Origin of the sequence: Brevundimonas sp. UBA4553 (genome assembly GCF_002387245.1) — a bacterium.
Lineage (GTDB): Bacteria > Pseudomonadota > Alphaproteobacteria > Caulobacterales > Caulobacteraceae > Brevundimonas.
The window spans coordinates 94,049-118,684 of the sequence record NZ_DGLD01000021.1; the positions used below are offsets into that span (position 1 = coordinate 94,049).

Annotated in this window: 22 protein-coding genes and 2 tRNA genes; 17 read left to right on the forward strand and 7 right to left on the reverse strand. The window is 64.2% G+C overall.

The window, feature by feature from the left end; genetic code table 11:
- Nucleotides 1–135: 135 nt before the first annotated feature.
- From B4A39_RS15605 to B4A39_RS15620, 4 genes are all read left to right on the forward strand, one after another.
- A complete protein-coding gene (locus B4A39_RS15605) occupies nucleotides 136–1,533 on the forward strand; it encodes an ammonium transporter (protein WP_292037502.1) in 1,398 nt (465 codons plus the stop codon).
- A 130-nt stretch (nucleotides 1,534–1,663) separates the two neighbouring features.
- Entirely contained in the window at nucleotides 1,664–2,341 is a 678-nt protein-coding gene (locus B4A39_RS15610) for a TorF family putative porin (protein WP_292037503.1), read from the forward strand.
- Between the two features lie 106 nt (nucleotides 2,342–2,447).
- Nucleotides 2,448–2,750 (forward strand): SCP2 sterol-binding domain-containing protein, encoded by a 303-nt coding sequence (locus B4A39_RS15615; RefSeq protein WP_292037504.1) that lies wholly within the window; start codon nucleotides 2,448–2,450, stop codon nucleotides 2,748–2,750.
- 105 nt (nucleotides 2,751–2,855) lie between these two features.
- Nucleotides 2,856–4,064: an acyl-CoA dehydrogenase family protein gene (locus B4A39_RS15620; RefSeq protein ID WP_292037505.1), complete on the forward strand. Its 1,209-nt coding sequence runs from the start codon at nucleotides 2,856–2,858 to the stop codon at nucleotides 4,062–4,064.
- Between the two features lie 349 nt (nucleotides 4,065–4,413).
- Here B4A39_RS15620 and B4A39_RS15625 read toward each other — a convergent pair whose 3' ends face one another.
- A complete protein-coding gene (locus B4A39_RS15625) occupies nucleotides 4,414–5,016 on the reverse strand; it encodes a sigma-70 family RNA polymerase sigma factor (RefSeq protein ID WP_292037506.1) in 603 nt (200 codons plus the stop codon).
- Nucleotides 5,017–5,190: 174 nt separating this feature from the next.
- Here B4A39_RS15625 and egtB point away from each other — a divergent pair, with 174 nt between their 5' ends.
- Nucleotides 5,191–7,338 (forward strand): ergothioneine biosynthesis protein EgtB, encoded by a 2,148-nt coding sequence (egtB, locus tag B4A39_RS15630; protein ID WP_292037507.1) that lies wholly within the window; start codon nucleotides 5,191–5,193, stop codon nucleotides 7,336–7,338.
- A 66-nt stretch (nucleotides 7,339–7,404) separates the two neighbouring features.
- Here egtB and B4A39_RS15635 read toward each other — a convergent pair whose 3' ends face one another.
- Together B4A39_RS15635 and B4A39_RS15640 are read right to left on the reverse strand one after the other, a co-directional pair.
- Nucleotides 7,405–7,647 carry a general stress protein gene (locus tag B4A39_RS15635; RefSeq protein ID WP_292037508.1) on the reverse strand — a complete coding sequence of 81 codons (243 nt, stop codon included), beginning with the start codon at nucleotides 7,645–7,647 and terminating at the stop codon, nucleotides 7,405–7,407.
- A 97-nt stretch (nucleotides 7,648–7,744) separates the two neighbouring features.
- Nucleotides 7,745–8,014: a hypothetical protein gene (locus B4A39_RS15640; protein WP_292037509.1), complete on the reverse strand. Its 270-nt coding sequence runs from the start codon at nucleotides 8,012–8,014 to the stop codon at nucleotides 7,745–7,747.
- Here B4A39_RS15640 and B4A39_RS15645 point away from each other — a divergent pair.
- Nucleotides 8,013–8,288, forward strand: coding sequence for a hypothetical protein (locus B4A39_RS15645; RefSeq protein WP_292037510.1), 276 nt, complete (start codon nucleotides 8,013–8,015; stop codon nucleotides 8,286–8,288). The genes B4A39_RS15640 and B4A39_RS15645 overlap by 2 nt on opposite strands.
- 1 nt (nucleotide 8,289) lies before the next feature.
- Here the strand turns inward: B4A39_RS15645 and B4A39_RS15650 are convergent, their stop codons facing one another.
- The gene (locus B4A39_RS15650; protein WP_292037511.1) at nucleotides 8,290–8,991 is read right to left on the reverse strand and encodes an MBL fold metallo-hydrolase; all 702 of its coding nucleotides are present in this window, start codon (nucleotides 8,989–8,991) and stop codon (nucleotides 8,290–8,292) included.
- Nucleotides 8,992–9,162: 171 nt separating this feature from the next.
- Between B4A39_RS15650 and tig the strand changes: the two genes are divergently transcribed.
- The 5 genes from tig to B4A39_RS15675 all read left to right on the forward strand — a co-directional run bounded on the left by tig (nucleotide 9,163) and on the right by B4A39_RS15675 (nucleotide 13,290).
- Entirely contained in the window at nucleotides 9,163–10,506 is a 1,344-nt protein-coding gene (tig, locus tag B4A39_RS15655) for a trigger factor (protein ID WP_292037512.1), read from the forward strand.
- Nucleotides 10,507–10,613: 107 nt separating this feature from the next.
- Nucleotides 10,614–11,540: a hypothetical protein gene (locus B4A39_RS15660; RefSeq protein ID WP_292037513.1), complete on the forward strand. Its 927-nt coding sequence runs from the start codon at nucleotides 10,614–10,616 to the stop codon at nucleotides 11,538–11,540.
- 97 nt (nucleotides 11,541–11,637) lie between these two features.
- Nucleotides 11,638–12,279 carry an ATP-dependent Clp protease proteolytic subunit gene (locus B4A39_RS15665; protein ID WP_292037515.1) on the forward strand — a complete coding sequence of 214 codons (642 nt, stop codon included), beginning with the start codon at nucleotides 11,638–11,640 and terminating at the stop codon, nucleotides 12,277–12,279.
- A gap of 104 nt (nucleotides 12,280–12,383) precedes the next feature.
- Nucleotides 12,384–12,926: a cytochrome b gene (locus B4A39_RS15670; RefSeq protein WP_292037516.1), complete on the forward strand. Its 543-nt coding sequence runs from the start codon at nucleotides 12,384–12,386 to the stop codon at nucleotides 12,924–12,926.
- Between the two features lie 43 nt (nucleotides 12,927–12,969).
- Nucleotides 12,970–13,290 carry a hypothetical protein gene (locus B4A39_RS15675; RefSeq protein ID WP_292037517.1) on the forward strand — a complete coding sequence of 107 codons (321 nt, stop codon included), beginning with the start codon at nucleotides 12,970–12,972 and terminating at the stop codon, nucleotides 13,288–13,290.
- Between the two features lie 11 nt (nucleotides 13,291–13,301).
- On the opposite strand, the gene B4A39_RS15680 is transcribed toward B4A39_RS15675, so the two are convergent.
- Nucleotides 13,302–13,949, reverse strand: coding sequence for an HAD-IB family hydrolase (locus tag B4A39_RS15680; protein ID WP_292037518.1), 648 nt, complete (start codon nucleotides 13,947–13,949; stop codon nucleotides 13,302–13,304).
- A gap of 193 nt (nucleotides 13,950–14,142) precedes the next feature.
- On the opposite strand from B4A39_RS15680, the gene clpX reads away from it, so the two are divergent.
- From clpX to B4A39_RS15705, 5 genes are all read left to right on the forward strand, one after another.
- Nucleotides 14,143–15,411, forward strand: coding sequence for an ATP-dependent Clp protease ATP-binding subunit ClpX (gene clpX, locus B4A39_RS15685; protein ID WP_292037519.1), 1,269 nt, complete (start codon nucleotides 14,143–14,145; stop codon nucleotides 15,409–15,411).
- Nucleotides 15,412–15,766: 355 nt separating this feature from the next.
- Entirely contained in the window at nucleotides 15,767–18,166 is a 2,400-nt protein-coding gene (lon, locus tag B4A39_RS15690) for an endopeptidase La (protein WP_292037520.1), read from the forward strand.
- 121 nt (nucleotides 18,167–18,287) lie between these two features.
- Nucleotides 18,288–18,563, forward strand: a complete 276-nt coding sequence (locus B4A39_RS15695) for an HU family DNA-binding protein (RefSeq protein WP_114816229.1) — start codon at nucleotides 18,288–18,290, stop codon at nucleotides 18,561–18,563.
- 37 nt (nucleotides 18,564–18,600) lie between these two features.
- A tRNA-Val gene (locus tag B4A39_RS15700) sits at nucleotides 18,601–18,677 on the forward strand.
- Nucleotides 18,678–18,779: 102 nt separating this feature from the next.
- Nucleotides 18,780–19,439: a YidH family protein gene (locus B4A39_RS15705; RefSeq protein WP_292037521.1), complete on the forward strand. Its 660-nt coding sequence runs from the start codon at nucleotides 18,780–18,782 to the stop codon at nucleotides 19,437–19,439.
- Between the two features lie 60 nt (nucleotides 19,440–19,499).
- Here the strand turns inward: B4A39_RS15705 and B4A39_RS15710 are convergent, their stop codons facing one another.
- Complete coding sequence (locus tag B4A39_RS15710; protein WP_292037522.1) at nucleotides 19,500–22,805, reverse strand: autotransporter outer membrane beta-barrel domain-containing protein; 3,306 nt, start codon at nucleotides 22,803–22,805, stop codon at nucleotides 19,500–19,502.
- A 304-nt stretch (nucleotides 22,806–23,109) separates the two neighbouring features.
- On the opposite strand from B4A39_RS15710, the gene B4A39_RS15715 reads away from it, so the two are divergent.
- Complete coding sequence (locus B4A39_RS15715; protein WP_292037523.1) at nucleotides 23,110–24,360, forward strand: glycosyltransferase; 1,251 nt, start codon at nucleotides 23,110–23,112, stop codon at nucleotides 24,358–24,360.
- 102 nt (nucleotides 24,361–24,462) lie between these two features.
- Here the strand turns inward: B4A39_RS15715 and B4A39_RS15720 are convergent.
- Nucleotides 24,463–24,539, reverse strand: a tRNA-Asp gene (locus tag B4A39_RS15720).
- Nucleotides 24,540–24,636: the final 97 nt, after the last annotated feature.

A 24,636-nucleotide genomic window follows, 5' to 3' on the forward strand; every position in this document is an offset into this window, starting at 1 on the left:
GAAAAGAACTCTTGTCGCTCGCACGGTTCATGACGCCAGGGTTAAAAATTCTCAGCTGGCCGCATTTTCCCTCTTGTCGAGTTCGCAGTTGCAATAAACAGTTCGCAGCTGCGAAACGCATGAGGGGATACGCGCATGACGCAGTTCAAGAACAGCTTACCGGGGCTTGTGGCCCTGCTTTGTCTAACCGGCGGCCTGTTCGCGGTGGGAGCGGCGCTCGCAGCGCCTGACGCCGCCGCCGTCGCAAATGTCGCCAGTGCCGCTGTAACAGCGTCGGAGCCTGCTCCGGCGCTGTTTTCACATCAGGTTCCGTTGGAGCTGGATGCGGCGGGCACGGCGTGGTTGGGGACCTCCACCGCCCTGGTCCTGCTGATGACCCTGCCGGGTCTGGCTCTCTTCTACGGGGGCATGGTGCGCCGCAAAAACGTAATCGCCACCATCACCCAATCTGTCGCCGCCTTTGCGGTGGTTTCGCTGACCTGGTTCATCGCCGGATACACCATCGCCTTCGGCACCAATGGCGATGAGGGGATCAATCAGTACATCGGCAGTCTGGACGCCCTGTTCCTGAACGGGGTGACGGTCGATACGGCGCATAGCCTGTTGCCGGGCATACCGGAGTTCCTCTGGGTGTCGTTCCAGTTGACCTTCGCCATCATCACGCCGGCGCTGATCACCGGAGCCTTCGCTGAGCGGCTGAAGTACTCGGGGATGCTGTTGTTCACGGCCCTGTGGTCGCTGATCGTCTACGCCCCGATCGCCCACTGGGTCTGGGGCGGGGGCTTCCTGGGCGCGCAAGGCGTTCTGGACTTCGCCGGCGGCGCGGTGGTGCACGTCAACTCAGGCGTGGCGGGTCTGGTCTGCGCCCTGTTCCTCGGGCCGAGGAAGGGCTACGGCGTCGAGCCCATCACGGCGCACAATCCGGTGCTGACGATGATCGGCGCCTCGCTGCTGCTGGTCGGCTGGATCGGATTCAACGCCGGTTCGGCGGGCGCCGCCAACGGTCTGATGGGCGCGGCCCTGATCAACACCCTGCTGGCGGCGGCCGCAGCCTCGCTGGCCTGGAAGTTCGTCGAGGTCGTCTACAAGAAGAAGTGGTCGCTGATCGGGGTCTTGTCGGGCGTTGTCGCCGGTCTGGTCGCTATTACGCCGGCGGCTGGCTTCGTCGATCCCAAGGGCGCGGTCGTCATCGGCCTAATCGCCGGTCCGGCCTGCTATGTCTCGTCGGTCTGGCTGAAGAAGCTGCTCAAGTATGACGACAGCCTGGACGCCTTCGGCCTGCACGGCGCGGGCGGTCTGGTCGGCGCCCTGCTGACCGGCGTCTTCGCCTCCACCGCGATCAACAGTCTGTCGGAAGGCGCCAATATCGGGGCCCAGGCCCTGGGCCTGGTCTGGACGATCCTGTGGAGCGCGGTCGGCACCCTGATCATCCTGCTGATCTGCAAATACACCACCGGCCTGCGCGTCACCGACGAACAGGAATCGGAAGGTCTGGACGCGCACCTTCACGGCGAAGTGCTGGACGCAGTCTGACGGCGAGGGGGCGGGACGCGGCGGTCGCACGTCGCGTCCAACCCTCCGCTCACCAAGACCCGACCGCGCTCCACCAGCGGCCGGATGAGTAGGCTTAGCCAATAACAATCAGACGTTGAGGGGATATGTCATGAGAGTTGCTTTTGCTTGCGTTTCACTGCTGGCGCTGACTGTGGGGACGGGGCAGGCCCAGGCCCAGGTCACACCGGAGGTCGCCTTCAACGCGGCCATCACCAGCGACTATGTCTTCCGCGGGTTCAGTCAGACGGACACCAGTCCGGCGGTCCAAGGAGGCATCGATCTTACGGCGGGGGCTTTTTACGTTGGCGCCTGGGCGTCGCAGGTGGACTTCGGCGATGACACGGACGCCGAACTGGACATCTACGGCGGCGTCGCCGTGTCGAGCGGCGGTTTCGATTTCAATGTCGGGGTCATCGCCTATCACTATGTCGGCGCACCCAACGGTGCCGACTATGACAATGTCGAGTTCAAGGCCGCGGTCTCGCGCGGATTCGGTCCGCTGACCGCGGGCGCGGCGATCTACTACTCGCCGGACTTTTTCGGCGCCGACGAACAGGCGTCCTATGTCGAGGGCAACCTGGGCTACGCGCTGAGGGACAACATCAACCTGACCGGGGCCTACGGGAAGCAATACCTGGACGTGGGCGACGACTATTCGACCTGGAATGCGGGCGTGAAGTTTGGGGTCACCGAAAAGATTTCGCTCGACCTGCGCTATTGGGGCACCGACGTGGACGGCGATCTGAGCGATGATCGTCTGGTGGCGACGCTGGGGGTCGGCTTCTGAAGCCGGGCGAGGGAGGGCGACCATATGCCTTCCCTTGCGTGATCTTGGCGCCGCCTTCGCAGCGGGTTACCCCTGCGCCTCAAACTTGCTCTTGGGAGAGACGCACATGGACCTCAACGCCGTCACCGATCACATCCGTAACGCCGTGGGCGAAAACTCCGGCCTCGGCAAGACCGTCAAGCTGGACCTCGGCGATGTCGGCAAGATCTTCATCGACGGCGCGTCCGTGCCGAATTCGGTGACGAACGAAGACAAGCCCGCCGACGCGACCGTCTCGATGAAGTGGGACGACTTCGTGGCTCTGTCGGAAGGCAAGCTGGATCCGATGATGGCCTTCATGCAGGGCAAGCTGAAGATCGCGGGCGACATGATGATCGCCCAGAAGCTGGCGCCGCTGCTGAAACGCTGATGCGTTTCTAGGAAACCAGAACAAGGACGGCGCGGCTCCATCGGGGCCGCGCCGTTTTGCTATCGGCGCTCGCAGAAGCGCGGTTAAGGACTTGAGGACACGACCATGGATTTCGCCCCCTCCGAACGCGGCCTGATGTGGCGCGAGCGTCTCTCGAACTTCATCGACGCCCATGTCGTGCCGGCCGAGGCGGAATACCGCGCCCAGGTTCACGCCAACCCCAAGGTCCAGGCCCCGGTGATGGAGGCGCTGAAGGCCAAGGCGCGGGAGGCGGGGCTGTGGAACATGTTCCTGCCGGGCGAGCACGGCGCGGGGCTGACCAATCTGGAATACGCGCCGCTCGCCGAGTTGATGGGGCGGCGGCTGTGGTCGGCCGAGGTGTTCAACTGCAACGCCCCTGACACCGGCAATATGGAAGTCCTGCACATGTACGGCGACGCCGCGCAGCAAGCGCGGTGGCTGAAGCCGCTGATGGCGGGCGAGATTCGCTCGGCCTTCCTGATGACCGAGCCGGAGGTGGCGTCCTCCGACGCCACCAATATCCAGACCAGCATCGTTCGCGACGGCGATCACTATGTGATCAACGGCCGCAAGTGGTGGTCCACCAACATGGCGCACCCGAACATCGCCATGACCATTGTCATGGGCAAGACTGACACCGAGGCGGCGACGCACCAGCAGCAGAGCCAGATCATCGTGCCGACGGACACGCCCGGTTTCCGCGTCGAACGGATGCTGTCGGTCTTCGGTTACGACGAAGCGCCGATCGGTCACGCCGAGGTGGTGCTGGAGAACGTCCGTGTGCCGATCGAAAATCTGATCGCAGGCGAGGGGCGGGGCTTCGAGATCGCCCAGGGGCGGCTTGGTCCGGGCCGTATCCACCACTGCATGCGCGTCATCGGGGCAGCGGAACGCGCGCTGGAGCTGATGGTCGAGCGGCTGTTGACGCGCACCGCCTTCCGCAAGGCGATCGCGGAACATTCGGTGTGGGAGCAGCGCGTGGCCGAGGCGCGGACCAATATCGAGATGTGCCGTCTTCTGGTGCTGAAGGCGGCGTGGATGATGGACGAGGTCGGGGCCAAGAACGCCAAGTCGGAGATCGCGCAGATCAAGACGGCGGCCCCCAAGATGGCGCTTCAGGTCATTGACGACGCCATCCAGGCCTTCGGCGGCGCTGGCGTATCAGGCGACACTCCGCTGGCCGAGCTCTACGCCACGGTCCGCACGTTGCGGATCGCCGATGGTCCGGATGAGGTGCACAATCGGACTATCGCCCGGCTGGAATACGCCAAGCATGGCGGTCTGCGTCGCTGACAGGTTGCGCGACGGGGCGGCCGCCGGCCGAAACCCGTCGCGTAATCATCAGACAAGATCAGTGCCGCTTTTCCTGGCGAAAGACCTGCTGGCGGTGGTGCGAGCCGATGCCGCCTTCGGTCACGTCGCTTATGAAGAAGTTTTCGCTGTGGCGGTGCGGGGTTTGGCGCCGAAACGCTGCCTCAGCCAGTCGGCGAACCCGACTTTCCTGGCCTGCGGCGGGTTGTTGGATGAGTCTGGGGCGTTCGGATCGGACGAAGCGCCCGGTTGGGTGTGGAGGGGGTTCATCATGGTCGATTCTCCCAGGTCTGCATCTAAAACCGGGTAGATTGAGCCGTGTTCCTCCTGCCTAGCTGCCATCCTCGATTACATTTTGGACAGCTTCGAGGGGCACCTCCATGTCCAGAAGCGCGGCCAGGCGGTGACGCGCGCGGTTGACGCGGCTCTTGATCGTGCCCACCGCGCAACCCGAGATGTCGGCCGCTTCCTGATAGGAAAGCCCGGCCGCGCCGACCATGACGATGGCCTCTCGGTGCTCGGGGGGCAGGGCGTTCAGAGCCGCGCGCAAGGACGTCAGTTCGGCGGTCCATTCCTGACTGGGCTCCGCAGTCAGGCCGGCGGCGTATCGGCCTTCCTCATCGGCCACCTCGCGGCGTCGCTTGGCCGCGCCCGTGTACCAACTGTTGCGCAGGATGGTGAAAAGCCAGGCGCGAAGGTTGCTGCCAGGCTCGAACCGACCCCTGTGCGCCCAGGCCTTGGTAAGCGTCTCCTGCACCAGATCGTCGGCGTCGGCCGAGTTCCGGGACAGGGTGAAGGCGAAGGCGCGCAAGGAGGGCAGGTATCCGTTGATGGCCCGGCGCCAATCAGACGGGTCCACAATGCCGTCGGGGGCGGCGGAGACGCGAACGGGGCCCTTGTCCTGCGGCCCGTCGGGCACGCGAACATGGGGCATGCAACGGGGATCCTGAAGTTCTGACGCCGGCCATGATCGGACGACGTGAGGCAGGAACGCGGTCCCGACGACGACCGTTCCGTGGTCCCAGAACAGGGGCGCTGGCCGGAACCGGCATCGACCAGCGGGCATTCACAAGGTTGGTGGACCGAGTGTTGGATGAGATCTGGACGAATGAACCTACCCCTCAGGCTTGCCGAGATCGTCGAGCAGGATGTCGAGCGATATCGAAGGCATAGAGCGAGTTTGCCGCAACTCGCCGCCAACCTTTCGGTCGAGGATCTGGCGGGGCAGGCGATGCCCGACGCCAGTCCCGGCAAATGGCATCTGGGGCATACGAGCTGGTTCTTCGAGGCCATGATTCTCGCGAAAGCGCCGGACTACGTGACCGTCGACGAGCGTCTCCAGGCGCTGCTCAACTCCTATTACGAGGCGCTGGGCCAGCGCGTGGCGCGGAGCGAGCGGGGGCTGATGACCCGCCCTTCGCTCGACGAGGTCATGGCTTACCGCAAGGAAATCGATCGGCGCATGGAGGCGCGCCTGCTGGCTGGCCTCGGCGATCAGGAGGAGCGCTACCTGTTCGAGCTGGGCCTCAATCACGAGCAGCAGCATCAGGAGCTGTTCCTGATGGATCTGTTGAACCTGATGGCCCGCTCGCCGCTGGATCCCGAGGCCTATGAGACCGAGCCACGCGGCGGACCCGTGGAGAACCCGAAGGGCGGATGGATTCAGTGTGAAGGCGGATTGACCAGCATCGGCGCCGGCGATGACGGATTCGCGTTCGACAACGAAAAGCCGAGGCACCGTGTCTGGCTTGAGCCCTTCTCGCTTGCTGCGGATCTGGTGACCAATCAGGAGTGGATCGCCTTCATCGAGGACGGCGGCTATCGGCGGCCGGAGGTCTGGCTGTCCGACGGATGGGCGCAGGTGAAAGCGGAGGGGTGGACCGCGCCGCTATACTGGCGCGAGGAGCCCGAGGGATGGAGCGCCATGACCCTGACCGGGCGACGTCCCATAGATCCGGCCATGCCGGTGCGACACGTCAGCTTCTATGAGGCGGACGCCTACGCGCGCTGGGCAGGACGACGTCTGCCGACCGAGGCCGAATGGGAATGCGCTGCGCAGCTTGAGCCGGCCCGCTTTTCCAATCTGGGAAACGAAGTGTGGCAGTGGACGGCCAGCGCCTATCTTCCCTATCCGGCGTTTGCAGCGACTCCAGGAACAGCCGCGGAATACAACGGCAAGTTCATGGCCAATCAGATGGTCCTTCGCGGAGGCGCCTTCGCCACGCCAGAGGGACACGCCCGTCCGAGCTATCGCAACTTCTATTATCCGCATCAGCGGTGGATGTTCGCCGGGGTCCGGTTGGCGACGGACAAGGCGCTGGTCGATGCCCCGGACACGCATGAGGCCTTTCGACAGGAAATGATCGAGGGCCTGTCGCGGCGCGACAAGACGTTGGCGCCCAAGTGGTTTTATGACGCCGAGGGTTCGCGGTTGTTTGAGGAGATCACGCAACTGCCTGAATACTATCCGACCCGTCAGGAAGCGGCGCTGCTGCGGCGGGTCATGCCGGAATGGGCCGAGCGGTTCGGTCTTGGCGCTGTTCTGGTCGAGCTGGGTTCCGGCGCCAGCGAGAAGACCCGTGTCGTGCTGGACGCCGCGCAAGATCTGGCGGCCTATGTGCCGATCGACATCAGCGCCACCGCCTTGAATGAAGCGGCCGAGCGTATCCGGGCTGACTACCCGAACTTGACGGTCCTGCCGGTGGTCGGGGACTTCGAGCATCTGTCGCCGCCGCCGGTCGAAGCCGGGCAGGGTCGACGGATTGGGTTTTTCCCGGGGTCGACGATCGGCAATCTGACGCCGGAAGCCGCTGTGTCGCTGCTGAAGTCGGCGCGCCAGGTTCTGGGCGAGGGGAGTCTGTTCGTTCTGGGGGTCGATCTGGCCAAGGCGCCTGAGTTGTTGGTCGCCGCTTATGATGATGCCCAGGGCGTGACCGCTGCGTTCAACCGGAACCTGCTGGTTCGTGCCAACCGCGAACTGGGCATGGACTTTGCGCTCGACGCCTTTGAACATGTCGCCGTCTGGAACGCCGAGCGTTCGCGCATGGAAATGCACCTGCGAGCGGCGCGACCCATGACGGTTCATCTGGGCAAGCTGGCGTTCCGATTCGCCGAAGGCGAGACGATCCATACCGAGAGCTCGCGCAAGTTCGACCAGGCTTCGGTCGAGGCGCTGGCCCAGGCGGCGGGGTGGCGTCTCGAAGCTTTCGAGATCAGCGACAGTCCCTCGGTGGCCCTGGCCCTTCTGTCGTCCTGATCCGTTCAGACAGAAAAAAGGCGGCGTGCCCGGCACGCCGCCTGAATATTGTGGTCTTTGGAGCGCTCAGCCCTTCGGAGGCGTGTCGCTGTCCTTGTCGGTGTCGGTTTTGTTGCGGGAGCCGTGCGAGGCCTCGCCGCCCTTGCGGCCGGCCTGAGCGGCCAGGCTACGGTCCTGGGAGAAGCTGCGCTTCTCGCTCGGGACGCTAGCCCCGCCCTTACGGGCGATCTCGCGTTGGCGTTCCGGATCCATCGAGGCGAATCCTCGTTTGGAAACACCGGACCCGCGGGTGGGCTGACCTTCGGCCATTCGGCTGTTCCTTTCAAAGACGGTGGCGCTTGCGGAAAAGAACCCGGCGCCGCCGCCGTGGTTCCGAACAAGAACGATTTCCTTGTTCTGTGGGCGGTCAGTCGTGGGGGCGGGAATCGCCGGGTCGCCCGCCACCCGGTTCGAGCGGAGGCAACTCCTCGGGAGTTTCTCCGGGTCGAAGATCGGGTTCTGGCGTCGAGGGCGGCTGGATTTCGGGCGCCCCGTCCGGCGTGTCAGGCTCGATATAGGTCATGCGGTTCTCCCTGTTGGACGACACCAACGTCCGGGCAGAGAAGGTGGTTCGATCAGGAACCGGCAGCGGATCGACGGGTTCAAAAACAACCCGACACCTCAGGAGATCGCTCATGGCTGAGCCCCGCACGTCCGTCCTGCCAGAGGACATCATCAACGGCGCCGCAACGGAAACTCAGCGGCTGGAACAGGAGGCCGACGCCATTCTCGCCAAGGACGTTCGGCCGTTGCCTATCCACGAGGCCGTGCGCGAAGATGCTGCACAGGCGCGCGTCTGGGCGGATCAGCGGGTCAAAAGGGCGCGGGACGCCATTCGCGATGAGCCCGTGCGCGCGAGCCTCTACGCCCTGGGCATCGGCGTGATCATCGGCCTGCTGGCTGCTCGCTAGATCAAGCGGGGCCAGACGCCGGACGGGCGAGCGGCGCACGCGCCATCGCCTGATCCGAGACGTAGGGATTGGTGCGGCGTTCGGCCCCGAACGTGGAGTGGGGGCCGTGCCCCGGCACAAAGGTCACGTCGTCGCCTAGCGGCCAGAGCTTGGTCGTGATGGCGTGGAGCAAAGCCCCATGATCGCTGCGCGGAAAATCCGTTCGGCCGATCGAGCCCTGGAAAAGGACGTCGCCGACCTGGGCGAAGCGGGCCTCGCGATTGAAGAAGACGACGTGTCCCGGCGTGTGGCCCGGGCAGTGGAAAACCTCCCAGCGGGTATCACCCAGAGACAGGACGTCGCCTTCCGAAAGGAAACGCGTCGGGGTGAAGGTGCGTGCCTCGGGCAGGCCATATTTCTGACTCTGGGTGGGGATGAGGTCGATCCAGAACTGGTCCTCGACGTGAGGGCCGATGATGTCGACGCCGGTCTTTTCCTGCATGGCTGCCGCATCCCCGGCGTGATCCAGATGGCCGTGGGTGATCCAGATGGCGTCCAGCGTCAGACCTCGTCGCGCGATTTCGCCGAGAATCGCATCGGTTGAACCACCGGGATCGATGACCGCCGCCTTGTTCGTCTTCGTGCACCAGACCGTGGTGCAGTTCTGCTGCAGGGGCGTCACCGGCGTGATGAAGACGCCTATCGGGGAGGTGGGCTGGCTCATGCTTCCCAGATAGCGAGGCGATGACGCCAAAGGAACCCGCGCGCGTTGACCTTTCGGCCCCTTCTCGACATAAGGGCGGGCTTCGAGGCGCCGCTCCAAAAAGGGCGGCCCTATTGCTTTATCCACCGCGCGCGCCGTTCGGCGTCGCCACAGAGCGTCAGAATCCCGACCATGCAAGTCGTCGAAAAGTCGAACGAAGGCCTCAGCCGCGTGATCGCGGTGACCATTCCCGTCGCCGAGCTGAACGAAAAGCTCGAAGCGCGCATCAAGGAAGTCGCGCCGCAGATGAAGCTCAAGGGCTTCCGTCCGGGCAAGGTGCCGGCCGCCCACGTCAAGAAGACCTTCGGCCGTGACTTCATGGGCGAAATCATCAACGCCTCGCTGAACGAAACCAGCCAGAAGGCTCTGGATGAGGCCAAGCTGCGCCCGGCCGCTCCGGCTGAGATGAAGCTGATCTCGGACATGGACAAGGTCATCGCCGGTCAGGAAGACCTGGCCTACGAAATGTCGCTGGAAGTGATGCCCGACTTCACGCCGGTCGACCCCAAGACCCTGAAGCTGGAGCGCCCGACCTATACCGCGTCGGACGAGGATCTGGACGAAGCTCTGAAGGAACTGGCCTCGCAGGCCAAGTCCTACGAGGATAAAGCCGGCAAGTCGGTTAAGGCAGCCGAAGGCGACCAACTGACCATCGACTTCGTCGGCAAGCTGGACGGTGAAGTGTTCGAAGGCGGTTCGGCCGAAGACGCAGACCTGGTGATCGGCTCCAACCGCTTCATCCCGGGCTTCGAAGAGCAGCTGAAGGGCGCCAAGGTCGGCGAAGAGAAGACCATCGAGGTCACCTTCCCGGAAGAGTACCAAGCCAAGAACCTGGCCGGCAAAGCCGCGACGTTCGACATCAAGGTCAAGGCTATCAAGGCCGAGGCCGAAGCCAAGATCGACGACGAGTTCGCCACCCGCATCGGTCTGGAGTCGCTGGACAAGCTGAAAGAGCTGCTGAAGGCCAATCTGGACCAGCAGTACGCCGGCGCCGCCCGCTTCAAGCTGAAGCGCGCCCTGCTGGACCAACTGGACGAAGCCCACGACTTCGCTCTGCCGCCGAAGATGGTGGACGCCGAGTTCGAAGGCATCTGGGCCCAGGTGTCGGCTGACAAGGACGCCGGCCGCCTGCCGGAGGAAGACGCCAAGAAGTCGGAAGACGAACTGAAGGCCGAGTACAAGAAGATCGCCGAGCGCCGCGTGCGCCTGGGTCTGGTGCTGGCTGAAATCGGTCGCGCCAACAACGTCGGCGTGACGGATCAGGAACTGTCGAACGCCATCATGACCGAGGCCCGCAACTACCCGGGTCAGGAAAAGATGGTGCTGGACTTCTACCGCCAGAACCCGAACGCCGCCGCCCAGCTGCGCGCGCCCATCTATGAAGAGAAGGTCGTTGACCTGATCGTCGGCGTCGCCGATGTCACCGACACGCCGATCTCGAAGGAAGAGCTGCTGAAGGAAGAAGACGAGGGCTGATCTGCCCTTTCATCTCTGAGTTCTTGGAAGGGCGGCCTCACGGTCGCCCTTTTTTTTTGGAGGTTAAAGGTTATTATATCGGCGTTTCGTCAACGTCGGGGTTTGCCATGTCTGGCTTGTCTGGCCTTCTGATCGCCTTGGCCCTTGCTGCTTCGGTGCAGGATGGGGCGGTCCAGACCCCATCGGAAGTTCAGGCTCCCGAAGTGGCGGTGCCTGTTGACGATGTTCTGGTTTCGGGCAGAAAATTGAGGGATCGTGTTCAGTCCTTCGTTGACGAAGTCGCTGCACCCACACCGCAAAGGGGATTGGCGCGATGGCGTGATCCCCTGTGTATCGCCACGGCAAACGTTGATCGCGCCGTGGCGCAGCCGATTATCGATCACGTCGCCCGAGTCGGGGCCTCCTATGGGCTGAAGGTGCGTGAGCCAGGGTGCAACCCCAACGTCGTCATCATCTTCACGGATGAGGCGCCGAACCTCGCCAAAGCCCTGGTGGCGGCTGAGCCAGAGGCGTTCCGTGTTCGATGGACCCGCCAGCTCGACCGCGGGTCGATAGCCCTGTCCCGGTTTCAGGAGATGGATGCGCCGGTACGTTGGTGGCACGTCAGCATTCCGGTGCTCGGATGGAACGGAAAGGCCGCGATTGCTCTGCCGGGGAGGGGGGGGGCGCCCCTGGTGCCGGGCGAGGGGCGGGTTAACAGGGGGCGACCCGTTTCGGATCAGTTCAACAAGGTCATCATCATCGTTGATGTGAACCGGGTCGAGGGTATCATGCTGCCCCAGCTGGCCGACTACCTGGCGCTGGTCACGCTGGCTCAAATTGATCCCGAGAGCGACATGCAGCGATACGACACCGTGTTGAATGTCTTCAACAACCCGGGCGCTGTTGCAGGACTTTCCGAATGGGATAGGGCCTATCTGGCCGCGCTCTATGAAGCCCACCCGGAGCGCATTGACCGGGCTGATCAGGCGACAGGCGTTACGAATAGACTCCGCCGCGAGGAGCAACGTCTGGCGGCTACGGCTCCCGATTGACCTCGGACGGCTTGCGTACGGCCTTCAGCGACGCGATATCTGGGAAACAGGCGCGCGCTCGGTGAGTCGCGCCCCTCAAGCATTCGAGAAGGCTTTCATGCGCGATCCGATCGACTACATCTCCAGCAACCTGGTGCCGATGGTGGTGGAGCAATCCAGCCGCGGCGAACGGTCGTTCGACATCTTTTCGCGCCTGCTGCGCGAGCGGATCATCTTCCTGACCGGACCGTTCGAGGACGGCATGGCGTCGCTGATCTGCGCCCAGCTGCTGTTCCTGGAATCGGAAAATCCGAAGAAGGAAATCAGCATGTACATCAACAGCCCCGGCGGTCAGGTGACCTCGGCGCTCGCGATCTACGACACCATGCAATACATCAAGTCGCCGGTCTCGACCGTGGTCATGGGCATGGCCGCCTCGGCCGGTTCGCTGATCCTGACGGCCGGTGAAGCGGGCCAGCGCATCGCCCTGCCGAACGCGCGGGTCATGGTGCACCAGCCCTCGGGCGGCTTCCGCGGCACGGCCTCGGACATCGAGCGCCACGCCGAGGACATCATCGCCACCAAGCGTCGCCTGAACGAAATCTACGTCCAGCATACCGGCCGGACCTATGAGGAAGTCGAGCGCACTCTGGACCGCGACCACTTCATGACCGCCGAGGAAGCCAAGGCCTGGGGCATCGTCGACCACGTCTATGACAAGCGCACCCAAGCCGATGACGACGGCGTGAAGGCTCCCTAAGAGCCAGCGAATCGTAACTGCGACAATTTGCGAGGCGGGGTCCGGCGACGGATCCCGCCTCGAATCGTGTTTGACGACCTGAAGCTGGACAGGAGCAGACAGTCATGGCCGTTCAAATGGGCGACAGCGGGTTCAAGTACGGTCTCATGACCAGATTGCTGCACTGGGCCATGGTGGCGCTGCTCGTCTGGCAGTTCGCTGGCATGGGCGTGAAGCTGATCGTGGGCAAGGCGCCCATCACCGCCTTCTGGGTCGGTACGCACAAGAGCATTGGCGTGGCGCTTCTGATCCTGCTGATCCTTCGCGCGGGGTGGGGGCTCTATAACCTGAAGGTGCGCCCGGCCCATGGCGGCGGCTTCTGGGGGCGAGCGGCCCTGACCGGGCATCTGGTGCTCTACGCCCTGATGTTGATCGTGCCCGCGTCGGCCCTGCTGCGCCAGTATGGCTCTGGCAAGCCCATGGACCTGTTCGGTCTGCCGTTCATTGCCGGCAGCGGGGTCGAAACCGCCTGGATGACGGCGCCGGCCAACGCCTTTCACGGTCTGGCCGCCTGGGTGCTTCTGGCCGCGATCGCGGGGCATGTCCTGATGGTTCTGGTCCACCGTTTCATCTGGAAGGACGATACTGCAGCGCGGATGATGGGCTAGCGCAGGGTCTAGGCTCTCAGGAGCTTTGTGCTATCAGGCGGTCATGCAGTACACACGCGATGCCAGCGGGACCGTCGAGGTCGACGGCGAAATCTACGAATGGGAAATTCGTCGGCAGCCGCAGCCCAAGGGCGGCGGCAAGTGGGAAGGCTTGGGCATCAGCCTGCGCCTGAAGGATTTCAAGCGTGAGGCGGTTATCCAGTTTCCCATGCCCATGCGCGCGAACGGGCGTCCGGATCTGGAAAAGCAGCGCGTCAACGTCGATGCCGTCCGCAACGCCGTTACCTCCGCGATGGAGGCCGGCTGGAACCCCACCTCGCGGGGTAAGGCCATGGTGTTCGACGTGGACGCCGACGGGAACTAAACGGCCAGGTTTCAGGGGCGGCCGTTGAAGATACGGAATCCCTTTTCCGCGGCGATGGCGATCATCTCGGTATCGCCCGAAGTGTCGCCGTAAGCGGCGGCCAGCGTCATGTCTGGCCCGTAGGCGGCGTGGAGACGGCGGACCTTCTCCGCGCCGCGGCAGTTCTCGCCCGCGAAGGCTCCTGTGACGCGGTCGTGGGCGTCAAACACAAGCTGGGTGCCCAGCAGGCCCTCGGCTCCCAAACGGCGAGCGAACGGAGCCACGGTCGTCTCCGGCGAGGCGGTGACGATGACGCGGTGCGCGCCCTTGTCGCCCCAGGCGTTCCAACAGGCGAGGGCGTCGGGGCGCATGAAGCGGTCCCAGACCTGTTCCGCGTAACGCTCGGCCTCGCGCTCCAACGTCGCACGATCCATGTCGTGGAGGAACTCGCGCACTGAGGCGGCCTTGATCCGACCCCGGTCGCGATCGCCCACATAGGCGGCCAGCGCGGGCGCCATCCGGGCCAGGCCGATGGCCCAGCCGGCCGCCCCGGCTCGCCAGCGCAGGAAGGCGGTGAAGCTGTCGCGAATCGTCAGGGTGCCGTCGAAGTCGAAGGCGACGATCGGGCGCTCCCCAACGGGGGACTGGCGAAACGATTGTGCGGCGCCCATGTCAGACATTAGCCGTGATCCCCATAGAAACTGTGCTGTCCGTCCCTGTTAGCGCATTGTCGTGTCGCAACAGGGTTGTGGCGGAACGTGTGATGGGTGATTGTCTTTTTTTGAAGACCTTCGTGCATAGATTCACGGATCGAACACGAGGTAAGCGCCTTTCGTCCCATGTCGGGCCGGATCGCGGGAGTGAGAAGGGTCTATGACCAAAGCCGCCGGCACAGACGCCAAAAGCACGCTCTACTGCTCATTCTGCGGAAAGAGCCAGCACGAGGTGCGCAAGCTCATCGCCGGACCGACGGTGTTCATCTGTGATGAATGCGTCGAGCTGTGCATGGATATCATCCGCGAAGAGCACAAGATCGCTTTCAAGACGACCAAGGACGGCGTTCCGACTCCGAAGGAGATTCGCGACGTCCTGGACGACTATGTGATCGGCCAGAGCCACGCCAAGAAGGTGCTGAGCGTCGCCGTTCACAACCACTACAAGCGCCTGAACCACGCGACGAAGAACAACGACGTCGAGCTGGCCAAGTCGAACATCATGCTGATCGGGCCGACCGGCTCGGGCAAGACGCTGCTGGCCCAGACGCTGGCGCGCATCATCGACGTGCCCTTCACCATGGCCGACGCCACGACCCTGACCGAAGCCGGTTATGTGGGCGAGGATGTCGAAAACATCATCCTGAAGCTGCTTCAGGCCTCGGACTACAACGTCGAGCGGGCCCAGCGCGGCATCGTCTACATCGACGAAATCGACAAGATCTCGCGCAAGTCGGACAACCCGTCGATCACCCGCGACGTGTCGGGCGAAGGCGTGCAGCAGGCCCTGCTGAAGATCATGGAAGGCACCGTCGCCTCCGTCCCTCCGCAAGGCGGCCGCAAGCATCCGCAGCAGGAGTTCCTGCAGGTCGACACCGCCAACATCCTGTTCATCGTCGGCGGCGCCTTCGCCGGCCTGGAGAAGGTGATTTCGGCGCGCGGGGCAGGGGCCTCCATCGGCTTCGGCGCCAAGGTCAAGGAAATCGACGAACGCCGAACGGGCGACATCCTCAAGGGAGTCGAGCCGGACGACCTGATGCGTTTCGGCCTGATCCCCGAGTTCATCGGCCGCCTGCCGGTTCTGGCGACGCTGGAAGACCTGGACGAGGCGGCGCTGGTCACCATCCTGACCGAGCCCAAGAACGCCCTGGTCAAGCAGTACAAGCGCCTGTTCGAGATGGAGAACGTGACGCTGACCTTCACCGACGACGCCCTGTCGGCGGTGGCCAAGAAGGCGATCACCCGCAAGACGGGCGCCCGCGGCCTGCGCTCCATTCTGGAAGGCATCCTGCTGGAGACCATGTTCGAACTGCCGACGTTCGAAGGCGTCGAGGAAGTCGTGGTCAACGCCGAGGTGATCGAGGGCCGCGCCCAGCCGCTGCTGATCTACTCGGAAAGCTCCAAGAAAAAGGCTGAAGGCGCCGCCTAAGCTGATTTCGGTCGAGATGATTGGGGCGGTCCGGCGACGGACCGCCCTTTTCGGTTTCTGCTCTGATGAAACGGCGCCACAGGGGCCATCGGTGAGGAATTCGCCGGCATGACCTGCTGGCGACACGGACTGATCAGCATCGGGCGCGCCTCTGGACGAGCCATCCAGCTTCACGACCATCTCACGCTTCTGTGGGCCTTACGTCCGCTACGCTTGAACACAGCGTCCGCAGGGCCACATACTGAAACGAAAGCCGCCAGAAACGGCGGGCTGAGTCGAGAGGTCGAGGCATTCGCGCCGAGGCTGATCGGCTTGGTGGGCTGGAGATCCACGAAAGCCCTGGAAAGTACGCATCATGACCGAGAGCAAAATCCTCCCCGTCCTGCCGCTGAGAGACATCGTTGTCTTTCCGCACATGGTCGTGCCGCTGTTCGTAGGACGCGAAAAGTCCGTGCGGGCGCTGGACGAGATCATGAAGGGCGACAAGCAGATCCTGCTCGCCACCCAGAAGAACTCCGTCGACGATGATCCGGCGGCGGACGCCATCTATCAGACGGGCGTTCTGGCCACGGTCCTGCAACTGCTGAAGCTGCCGGACGGCACTGTGAAGGTGCTAGTCGAGGGCAAGGGCCGGGCGCGCCTGACCCGCTTCACCGACCGCGAGGACTACTACGAGGCCGAGGCCGTCGAGATCGCCGATGAAGAGGGCGACGCCTCGCAGAGCGAAGCCCTGCTGCGCGCGGTGATCGAGCAGTTCGAAAACTATGTGAAGCTGAACAAGAAGGTCCCGCCCGAGGCGCTCAGCTCCATCCCGCAGATCAACAATCCGTCCAAGCTGGCGGACAGCGTGGCTGCTCATCTGTCGGTGAAGATCGCCGACAAGCAGGGCCTGCTGGAAACCATCGAGGTGCCGGCGCGCCTGGAGAAGGTCTATGGCCTGATGGAGGGCGAGATCAGCGTCCTTCAGGTCGAAAAGAAGATCCGCTCGCGCGTGAAGCGCCAGATGGAGAAGACCCAGCGCGAGTATTATCTGAACGAGCAGATGAAGGCGATCCAGCGTGAGCTGGGCGAGACCGACGACACGCGCGACGAACTGCTGGAACTCGAAAAGCGCATCCGCAAGACGAAGCTGTCCAAGGAAGCGCGCGCCAAGGCCGATGCGGAGCTCAAGAAGCTGCGCAACATGTCGCCGATGTCGGCGGAATCGACTGTGGTGCGCAACTATCTGGATTGGCTGCTGTCCGTGCCGTGGGGCAAGGCCAAGACCAAGCCGATCGACCTTCAGAAGGCCGAGGACATTCTTGAGGAAGACCACTACGGTCTCGAGAAGGTTAAGGAACGGATCATCGAGTATCTGGCGGTCCAGGCGCGCACCGGCAACCTGAAGGGCCCGATCCTGTGCCTGGTGGGCCCTCCCGGCGTGGGCAAGACGTCGCTGGCCCAGTCGATCGCCAAGGCGACCGGGCGTGAATACGTCCGCATGTCGCTGGGCGGCGTGCGTGACGAGAGCGAGATCCGCGGTCACCGCCGGACCTATATCGGCTCCATGCCCGGCAAGATCATCCAGTCGATGAAGAAGGCCAAGACCACCAACGCCTTCGTCCTTCTGGATGAGATCGACAAGCTGGGCTCGGACTGGCGCGGCGACCCGTCTTCGGCCCTGCTGGAAGTGCTGGATCCCGCGCAGAACTCGACCTTCGGCGACCACTATCTGGAGGTCGACTACGACCTGTCGCAGGTCATGTTCGTGACCACGGCCAACAGCCTGAACATGCCTCAACCCCTGATGGACCGGATGGAGATCATCCGGGTCAGCGGCTACACCGAGGATGAGAAGGTCGAGATCGCCAAGCGCCACGTGCTGCCCAAGCAGCTCAAGGACCATGGTCTGAAGGAAGGCGAACTGATCGTCCCGGAAGAGACGATCCGTGACCTGATCCGCTACTACACGCGCGAGGCCGGCGTACGTTCGCTGGAACGCGCTCTGGGCGGTCTGGCCCGCAAGGCTGTGCGAGAGATGGCCAAGACCAAGGCTGTCTCCATCACCGTCGATGCGGCCAAGCTGGCTGAGTATGCGGGCGTGAAGAAGTTCCGCTACGGCGAGACGGACGCCGAGGATCAGGTGGGCATCGTCACCGGTCTGGCCTGGACTGAGTTCGGCGGCGACATCCTGACCATCGAGGCGATCAAGATGCCGGGCCGCGGCCGCATGACCGTGACCGGCAACCTGAAGGAGGTGATGAAGGAGTCGATCTCCGCAGCCGCCTCCTATGTCCGGAGCCGCTCGCTCGCCTTCGGCGTCAAGCCGCCAGTGTTCGAGAAGACCGACATCCACGTCCACGTGCCGGACGGCGCGACGCCCAAGGACGGTCCCTCGGCCGGCGTGGCCATGACCGTGGCCATGGTCTCGGTGCTGACCGGCATTCCGATCCGCAAGGACATCGCCATGACCGGCGAGATCACCCTGCGCGGTCGGGTCACCGCCATTGGCGGCCTGAAGGAGAAGCTGCTGGCGGCGCTGCGCTCCGGCGTGAAGACGGTGCTGATCCCTCAGGAGAACGAAAAGGACCTGGAGGAGGTGCCGGAGAACGTGAAGTCGGCGCTGGAGATCGTCCCGATCTCGACTGCGGACGAGGCGCTCAAGTGGGCCCTGACCGGCACGCTGACTCCGGTGGAATGGGACGAGACGGCCGAGCCCTTGCTGCCCGCGCCGCCAACGGCGTCCACGCAGGACGGAGCTTCCGTCAGCCACTAGGTTCGACGACAATCTGCTTCATCGCGCGCGGCTCGGGGAAACCCGGGCCGCGTTGCTTTTGACGTCAGCGTCAGGAAGGATTTAAGTGCGTCCCGGGGAATAATGCTGGGGAGCAGAACCAATGAACAAGACCGAGTTGATCGGCGTCATGGCCGAAGCGGCGGGCATCAGCCGCGATCAGGCCAAGCTGGCGCTGGAGGCCTTTACCGACAACGTCACCGCCTCGCTGACGCGTGGACGCGATGTGCGCCTGGTCGGATTCGGCAGTTTCATCGCCGTGGAGCGCAAGGCCGGCACCGCTCGCAATCCGCAAACCGGCGAGGCCATTGCCCGTCCTGCCTCGCGCACGGCCCGTTTCCGGGTTGGGGAAGGATTGAAAAGCGCCTTGAACGGCTGAGCAGACGCAGGCATTAAGCGCGCTTGGCGAACGTCAAGGGCGGCTAGCTCAGCTGGTCAGAGCACCTCGTTTACACCGAGGGGGTCGGGGGTTCGAACCCCTCGCCGCCCACCAACGACGCCGGGTTTCGTTCGCGCCTCGATGCGGGAAAGACCTGATTACCCTGTTGCGGAAGCGACGGCACCGTAAGCCGTCATCAGCATACGGGAGCCGGTCATGGCGACTACCACGGGCCAAGCACGGGACGCCGAAAATCCGGCCTTCCCATCGATCGCCACCGGAACAGGGTTCGATGACGTTCCGGCGCCGCCCATGCCCGTGATCGATCCGGGCGACAGTGATGCGGCGTCCGTGGCCTATTCGCGATATCGCACCAAGCTGTCCACCCATCGGACCGGGCTGTCAGAGCACCGCACCGCGCTCTCGACGCAGCGGACGGACATGTCGACGCGGCGAACCGATATGTCGGGCCGCAGAACCGGCATGTCGTTTCAGCGCACGCGGATGAGCGCCGACCGAACCCTGATGTCCATTATTCGAACATCGCTCTCCATGATCAGCTTCGGCTTCACCATCTACCAGTTCTTTCGGGGGCTCGAGAGCAGCAATGTCCTGGCGAGCGGCCAGCGGGCCGCGACATTCTTCGGCGAGGCGCTGGTCTGGCTGGGAGTGGGGATGCTGGTGGTGGGGATCATCTACCATGTGCAGTTCATGATCGGCTTGAGACGGGAGCGGGAAGCGATGCGCGTGGGAGCCTATATTCACGCCGAAAGCGTCTTTCCGGTCTCCCTGACCCTTATGGTGGCGATCCTGCTGCTGCTGCTCGGCCTGTCGGCCGGGGCGGGGATCGCCTTTGGCCTGGGGCCGTTCGGCTGAGATACGAAAAAGGCCGCCGGATCGCTCCGGCGGCCTTCATAGCTCGATTGATCACCAAGATCAGAACTTGAAGCTGGCCCGCAACAGGAGGGTGTAGCGGACATAGTCTTCCAGCAGCTCTGCGTCGCCGGTGATGGACAGCATCCCGAGGTCGTTGCCGACATTCAGACGGAAGCCCAGGATCGGACCGCCGCCTTCGATGCTGGCCGGGTCAAGCGTGAAGGCGTCGCCGCCCGAGGCGAAGCGGGCGATCGTGGAGCCTGCGTCCACCGAGAAGTTCTGACGCCAGCCCGCCCGGATTTCGGGGCGAATCCAGCCGTCCTTGCCGAAGCCGTAACCGATGTTCACAGCGGCCACGCCAGAGAAGATGTGGCTGTCGCGTTCGTCGATATCCAGATCGAAGCCGTCACCGCCGCCCTTTTCGCTGCGCGCTTCTTCGTTCAGCGAGAAATACTCGCCGTAGATTTCCGGGCGAATGTTCACGCGACCGAAGTGACGCTCGTAGGAGGCGCCGCCGGCGGCGGCGAGGGTGAAGCCGTGCCAGTCGGATTCGTTCTTCAGATTGAGGCCGTCGGCGACCAGCTTACGGGTCGCGTTGAACGAGGCGTAGCCCCCCGCTGCGCGCGCCCAGGTCGTCCAGTACTGGCCCTGTGCACGCCAGTAGAGACCCAGTTCGAGCAGGTTGGCGGAAAGCACTTCTTCGGCCGCTGCCTCGGGGTCTTGAAGATCGGAGGAGGTGAACGCGGCGGTGATGCCGACGGCGCCCATGCTGGTGCCGCGCTCGACGCCGCCCGCCACGCCGAAGCCTTCCGAACGGAAGCCGTAAGAGTCGGTCTTGTCCTTGTCGGCGTAGAAGTTGATTTCCTGCACCCAGGCGCTGGTCTCGCCCGGCGCAGCCGAGGCGTTGCGACCGGTCAAGGCGCGGTTGACGGCGTCGACGCCGCTGGCCAGCGACAGCAGGGGGCCGCCGGAGTGGTCGGGCAGCATCTGCTCGTAGAGATCGAAGAAACCGTCGCGTCCGGTCTGGCTCAGAACGGCGTTGCGGATAGCTTCGTTCTTGTCGAGGGCCGCGTAGATCGAGTCATAGGCCGAGGCCTCGACGGCGATCATGCCTGCCTCATCCGCGGTGCGACGGCGCGCGTCGATGTAGACCTCGCCCGCCGTCACGTCTGCGCCGGCCTTGACCACGAAGGCATAGGGGGAGTTGGCCTGGACCGCAACGGTGTCGAGGGCGCCGACGTTGAGGGTGTTGGCGTCGATGATCGTGAAGCGGGTCGGGTCCTGAAGCAGGGAGTTGAAACGCACGCCCAGACCGGCGCCGTTGGCGATATTGGCGACGCCGTCGACCTTGAAGCCGCTATTGCCGCCCGCAGCGGGGTCGATCGTGACGATCAGATCGCCGTCCGCGCCAAGGTTCAGGTTGCTGATGGTCGTCACGCCGGATTGGCGCGCGTCGAGGGTGCCCTTGGAAACGTTGATGTCCAGCAGGCCGTCCGCATTCGTGATCGCGCCGCGCACCACCGCGCCGCCCGTGATCGACAGGCGGTCGGCGCCGGCGCCGAAGTCGATGTTCCCCTGAACCACGCCATTCTGGATATCGAGCACGTCGGCGCCCGAGCCCAGCTTGATGTCGCCGAAGGTCGAGGGTTCACGAGAATCCGTCACGCCGTCGCCATCCGTGTCCGGATCTGCGGTCGTGGGCGTGCTGGCGATACCCTTCTGGGTGAAGGTGACGCCTGACGTGTTGGCGCTGACGTCGATGGCGGTGGCCTTGCCAGTGATCGCGTCGCCGGCGGCGTTGGCCGAGACGTTGGCCTGGATCGAGCGGGTGTTCGTGATCGAGGTCAGGCTGCCGCTCAGGTCCGCGATCGCGGTCGTATTGGCCTTGCCGCCGCCCGCGGTGGCGGCGATCACGCCGTCATTGGTGAAGGATGCGACGTTGGCGCCGGCTTCGATGCGGACCGCCGTGACCTGGTCGGCGGCGTCGGTGGCCGATGCGGCGCTGATCGTGCCGTTGTTGACCATGGTCGGCGTCGTGGCGCCGGCCGCAAAGCGCACGGCGGTGGCGTCAGCGTTATTGGCGAGGACGGCGATCGAGCCGTCGTTGCGCACGCCGCCTTCGATCGTGACAGCCTGACCGCCGGCCACGCCGAACTGGAGCGCCGTTGAAGCGACGTCATCATAGACGCCGATGCCGAAGATTTCGCCGCGGTTGACGAAGCCGTAGGCGTTGGCGCCCGTACCGGCGACGCCCAGCGTCACCGAATTGTCGGTCGAGCCCACCAGAACGCCCGGTGCGGCGCCATAGGACGTGATCTTGGCCGTGGTTTCATTGGCGTCAGGAAGGCCGTCGCCGTCCCGGTCCGGGTCTTCGCGATTCTTGACGCCGTCGCCGTCGTCGTCCTCGTCGCCGTTCTTGACGCCGTCGCCGTCGTCGTCGCCCTCGATGCCAGCCGACCCATAAGAGGGGGCGGCGCCGAAGACGACGCCTTGCGATGCATCTCCGCCGATCAGGACCGCCGGCCCGCCCTGCAGAAGGTCGTCGGCGTCGAGATTTTCCAGGAAGAGAACTTCGGCCGGGACCGTGCCGCTGGTGGGCTTGTTGCCGGGGCGGGTCGTGTAGCGATAGCCCGTGGAGGTGACCGTGCCCTGAATGTTGAGGCGCCCGTCCACGGGGCCCTCAATAGCCACGCCGACGGCGTTCTGGCCCCGCGCGGTGACGTTCCCCAAGATATCGACATTGCCTGTCACGGGACCGGTAACGCTGATCCCGTGGGTGTTGTCGCCGGTGACCGTGACGTTGCCGAAGGTGGTCAGATTGCCGACCAGCGGCGCCTCGATCGACATGCCGTAGGAATTATTGCCCTCGACCAGGATCGCGCCGCTGGTTTCCACCAGGATGTTCCCGGTCTTGGCGCCGGGGCCCGTCACCCGCACGCCGTAACGATCGGTTCCGGATGCGAAGGGGCCGTCGGGGTCGCCGTCCTTGTCCGTGTCCTTGTACTCTTCAATATCGTCGGAGATGGAGATCGTGCCGCCGATGGTGATCGGCCCTGTCGTCCCGCCTCGCGCAAGGATGCCGGTCGCGCCGTCTGCGGCCTTGGCCATCGTGATCGATGAGCCACTGTCCATGTCTACGCCGTTGTTCGAATCGACGGTCACGGCGGCGCCGGTGGTGACAGCGATCGAGCCGCCGTTGGCGAAGCGGATGTTGTCGGGCGCAGTGCCTGTGGCGGTAGACGTCGAGATAGGCGTGGTGCGCGCCGTCGAAATCACGGTCTCTGGCGTCGGCGTCGTTTGCGCCTGAACGCCGGCGGCGGCCATCAAGGGGGCGATCGCCACTGCGGTCGCGAGTAGAATACGCATTAGATAGAAACCCCTCGAGGACACACGCGCAAGGACGCCGATCGCCCGTTTAACAGGGTCGACGACACCATGCCCCAAGTTTCTCGAATTTGAGGCGAATGCAAGGCCGTGAGTAAGTGGGCGAAGCTGAACGGGAGATGAAAACCCAGGTTTCAGCTCTGCACGGCGACGGTTGTCGAAATGGATGCTTGAGCGGAGCAGTTTCCGGCGCTACGGCCGATTCATGGTGAGTTCCAAGCGCGCACGTCGCATCCAAAGCCGAGCTAGTCGCGTTGCGGCATCGAGTTCTGGAAAGGTTGTCTCAATGAGCATGAGCGATATCGACGTTCAGGAAAGCGAACTGCGTCTGTTTCCAGGCCTGGACGAAGAAGTCGCCGAGACGTTGAGGGTGTTGAAGGCGTCAACGGCTGACGCCAGACCCCGCCTCGTGGACACCACCATGCTGTTCGCGCCGCGTTCGGGCGGGGTGAAACGCTATCTTCTGTCCAAGAAGGCCTGGCTGGAGGCCAATCGCCCTTCTGTGGCGCACACGCTCGTTGTGCCGGGCGTCAAGCACAAGGCGGGCGGGGACGGCATAGTTCAGCTTCGGGCGGCGAAGCTGCCGTTCGGCGACGGCTACCGCTGGCCCAGCTCGGTTCGCCGTTGGGGCGCCTGGGTGGCGTCGATGAACCCGGCCGTCATTGAGGCCGGAGATCCCTATACGCCCGGCCAGGGCGCGCTTGAGGCGGGGCAGCGCGCCGGCTGTCCGGTGGTTGGCTTCTGTCACTCGGACCCGGCCGGTCTGGCGGCCCTGCACTTCGGGGAATGGGCCAAGAAGCCGGTCGAGAAGCGCTGGGCCAAGCTGTTTTCGCAGTTCGATCGTGTCGTGTCGCCAAGCCGCTTTATCGCCCAGCGTCTCGAGGAAGCGGGCATCAGCGACATTGTGATTCGTCCGCTGGGGGTGGAGGTGGACACCTTCCGACCTGACCGCCGCGATCGCGACTGGCTGCTGAAAAAGCTGGGACTGGGCGCGGACGCACGGCTGCTGTGCTTCGCGGGCCGTCCGGCCAAGGAGAAGAACGTCGACGTCCTCATCGATGCGGTTCAGCGGCTGGGCGCGCCCTATCATCTGGTGTTGGTCGGGGCCGGGGCGGGGATGCCCCCGGAAGATCGCGTGATCTCGCTTCCCTATGAAAAGGATCCCAAGGCTGTGGCGCGGATCATCGCCAGTTGCGACGCCTTCGTTCACGCCAACGACAAGGAGCCGTTCGGCCTGATCGTGCTGGAAGCCATGGCGTGCGGACGCCCTGTCGTCGGCGTCAACGCTGGGGGCGTGGCTGAGACAGTGGACCTGAGCGTCGGCCAACTGGCTCAATCCGCCGATCCGGCTGACTACGCCGAGGCGATCGAGGCTCTGTTTGCTCGGGACGTTGAAGCCCTCGGGCAGGCGGCGAGGGTGAAGACCGTCGAGCAGTTCGCCTGGAACCGGGTCTTTGAAGACCTGTCGATGCTGTACGGCGAATTGAGCGGTCGGCCCGAGTTTGTCATGCCGCAAGAGATCGCGCCCCTGAACTAGGGGCGCGAATCTTTGGCGCGAAATGCGCTGGAATGCTCTGCGATAATGAGGAAGCGTCTCTTGCGAGGGCGGGGCGCGCCATTCTCTTGTTCTTGAAGAGAATGGCGCGAGTGACGGGGCTCGAACCCGCGACCTCCGGCGTGACAGGCCGGCACTCTAACCAACTGAGCTACACCCGCGTTCCCCTCCGCGAGGAGGAGAAGGGCGGATTAAGGGCGACTCACGATGGGGTCAAGCGCAATGTGCGAAGAGGCTGAAAAAAGCTGCGAATTCAGT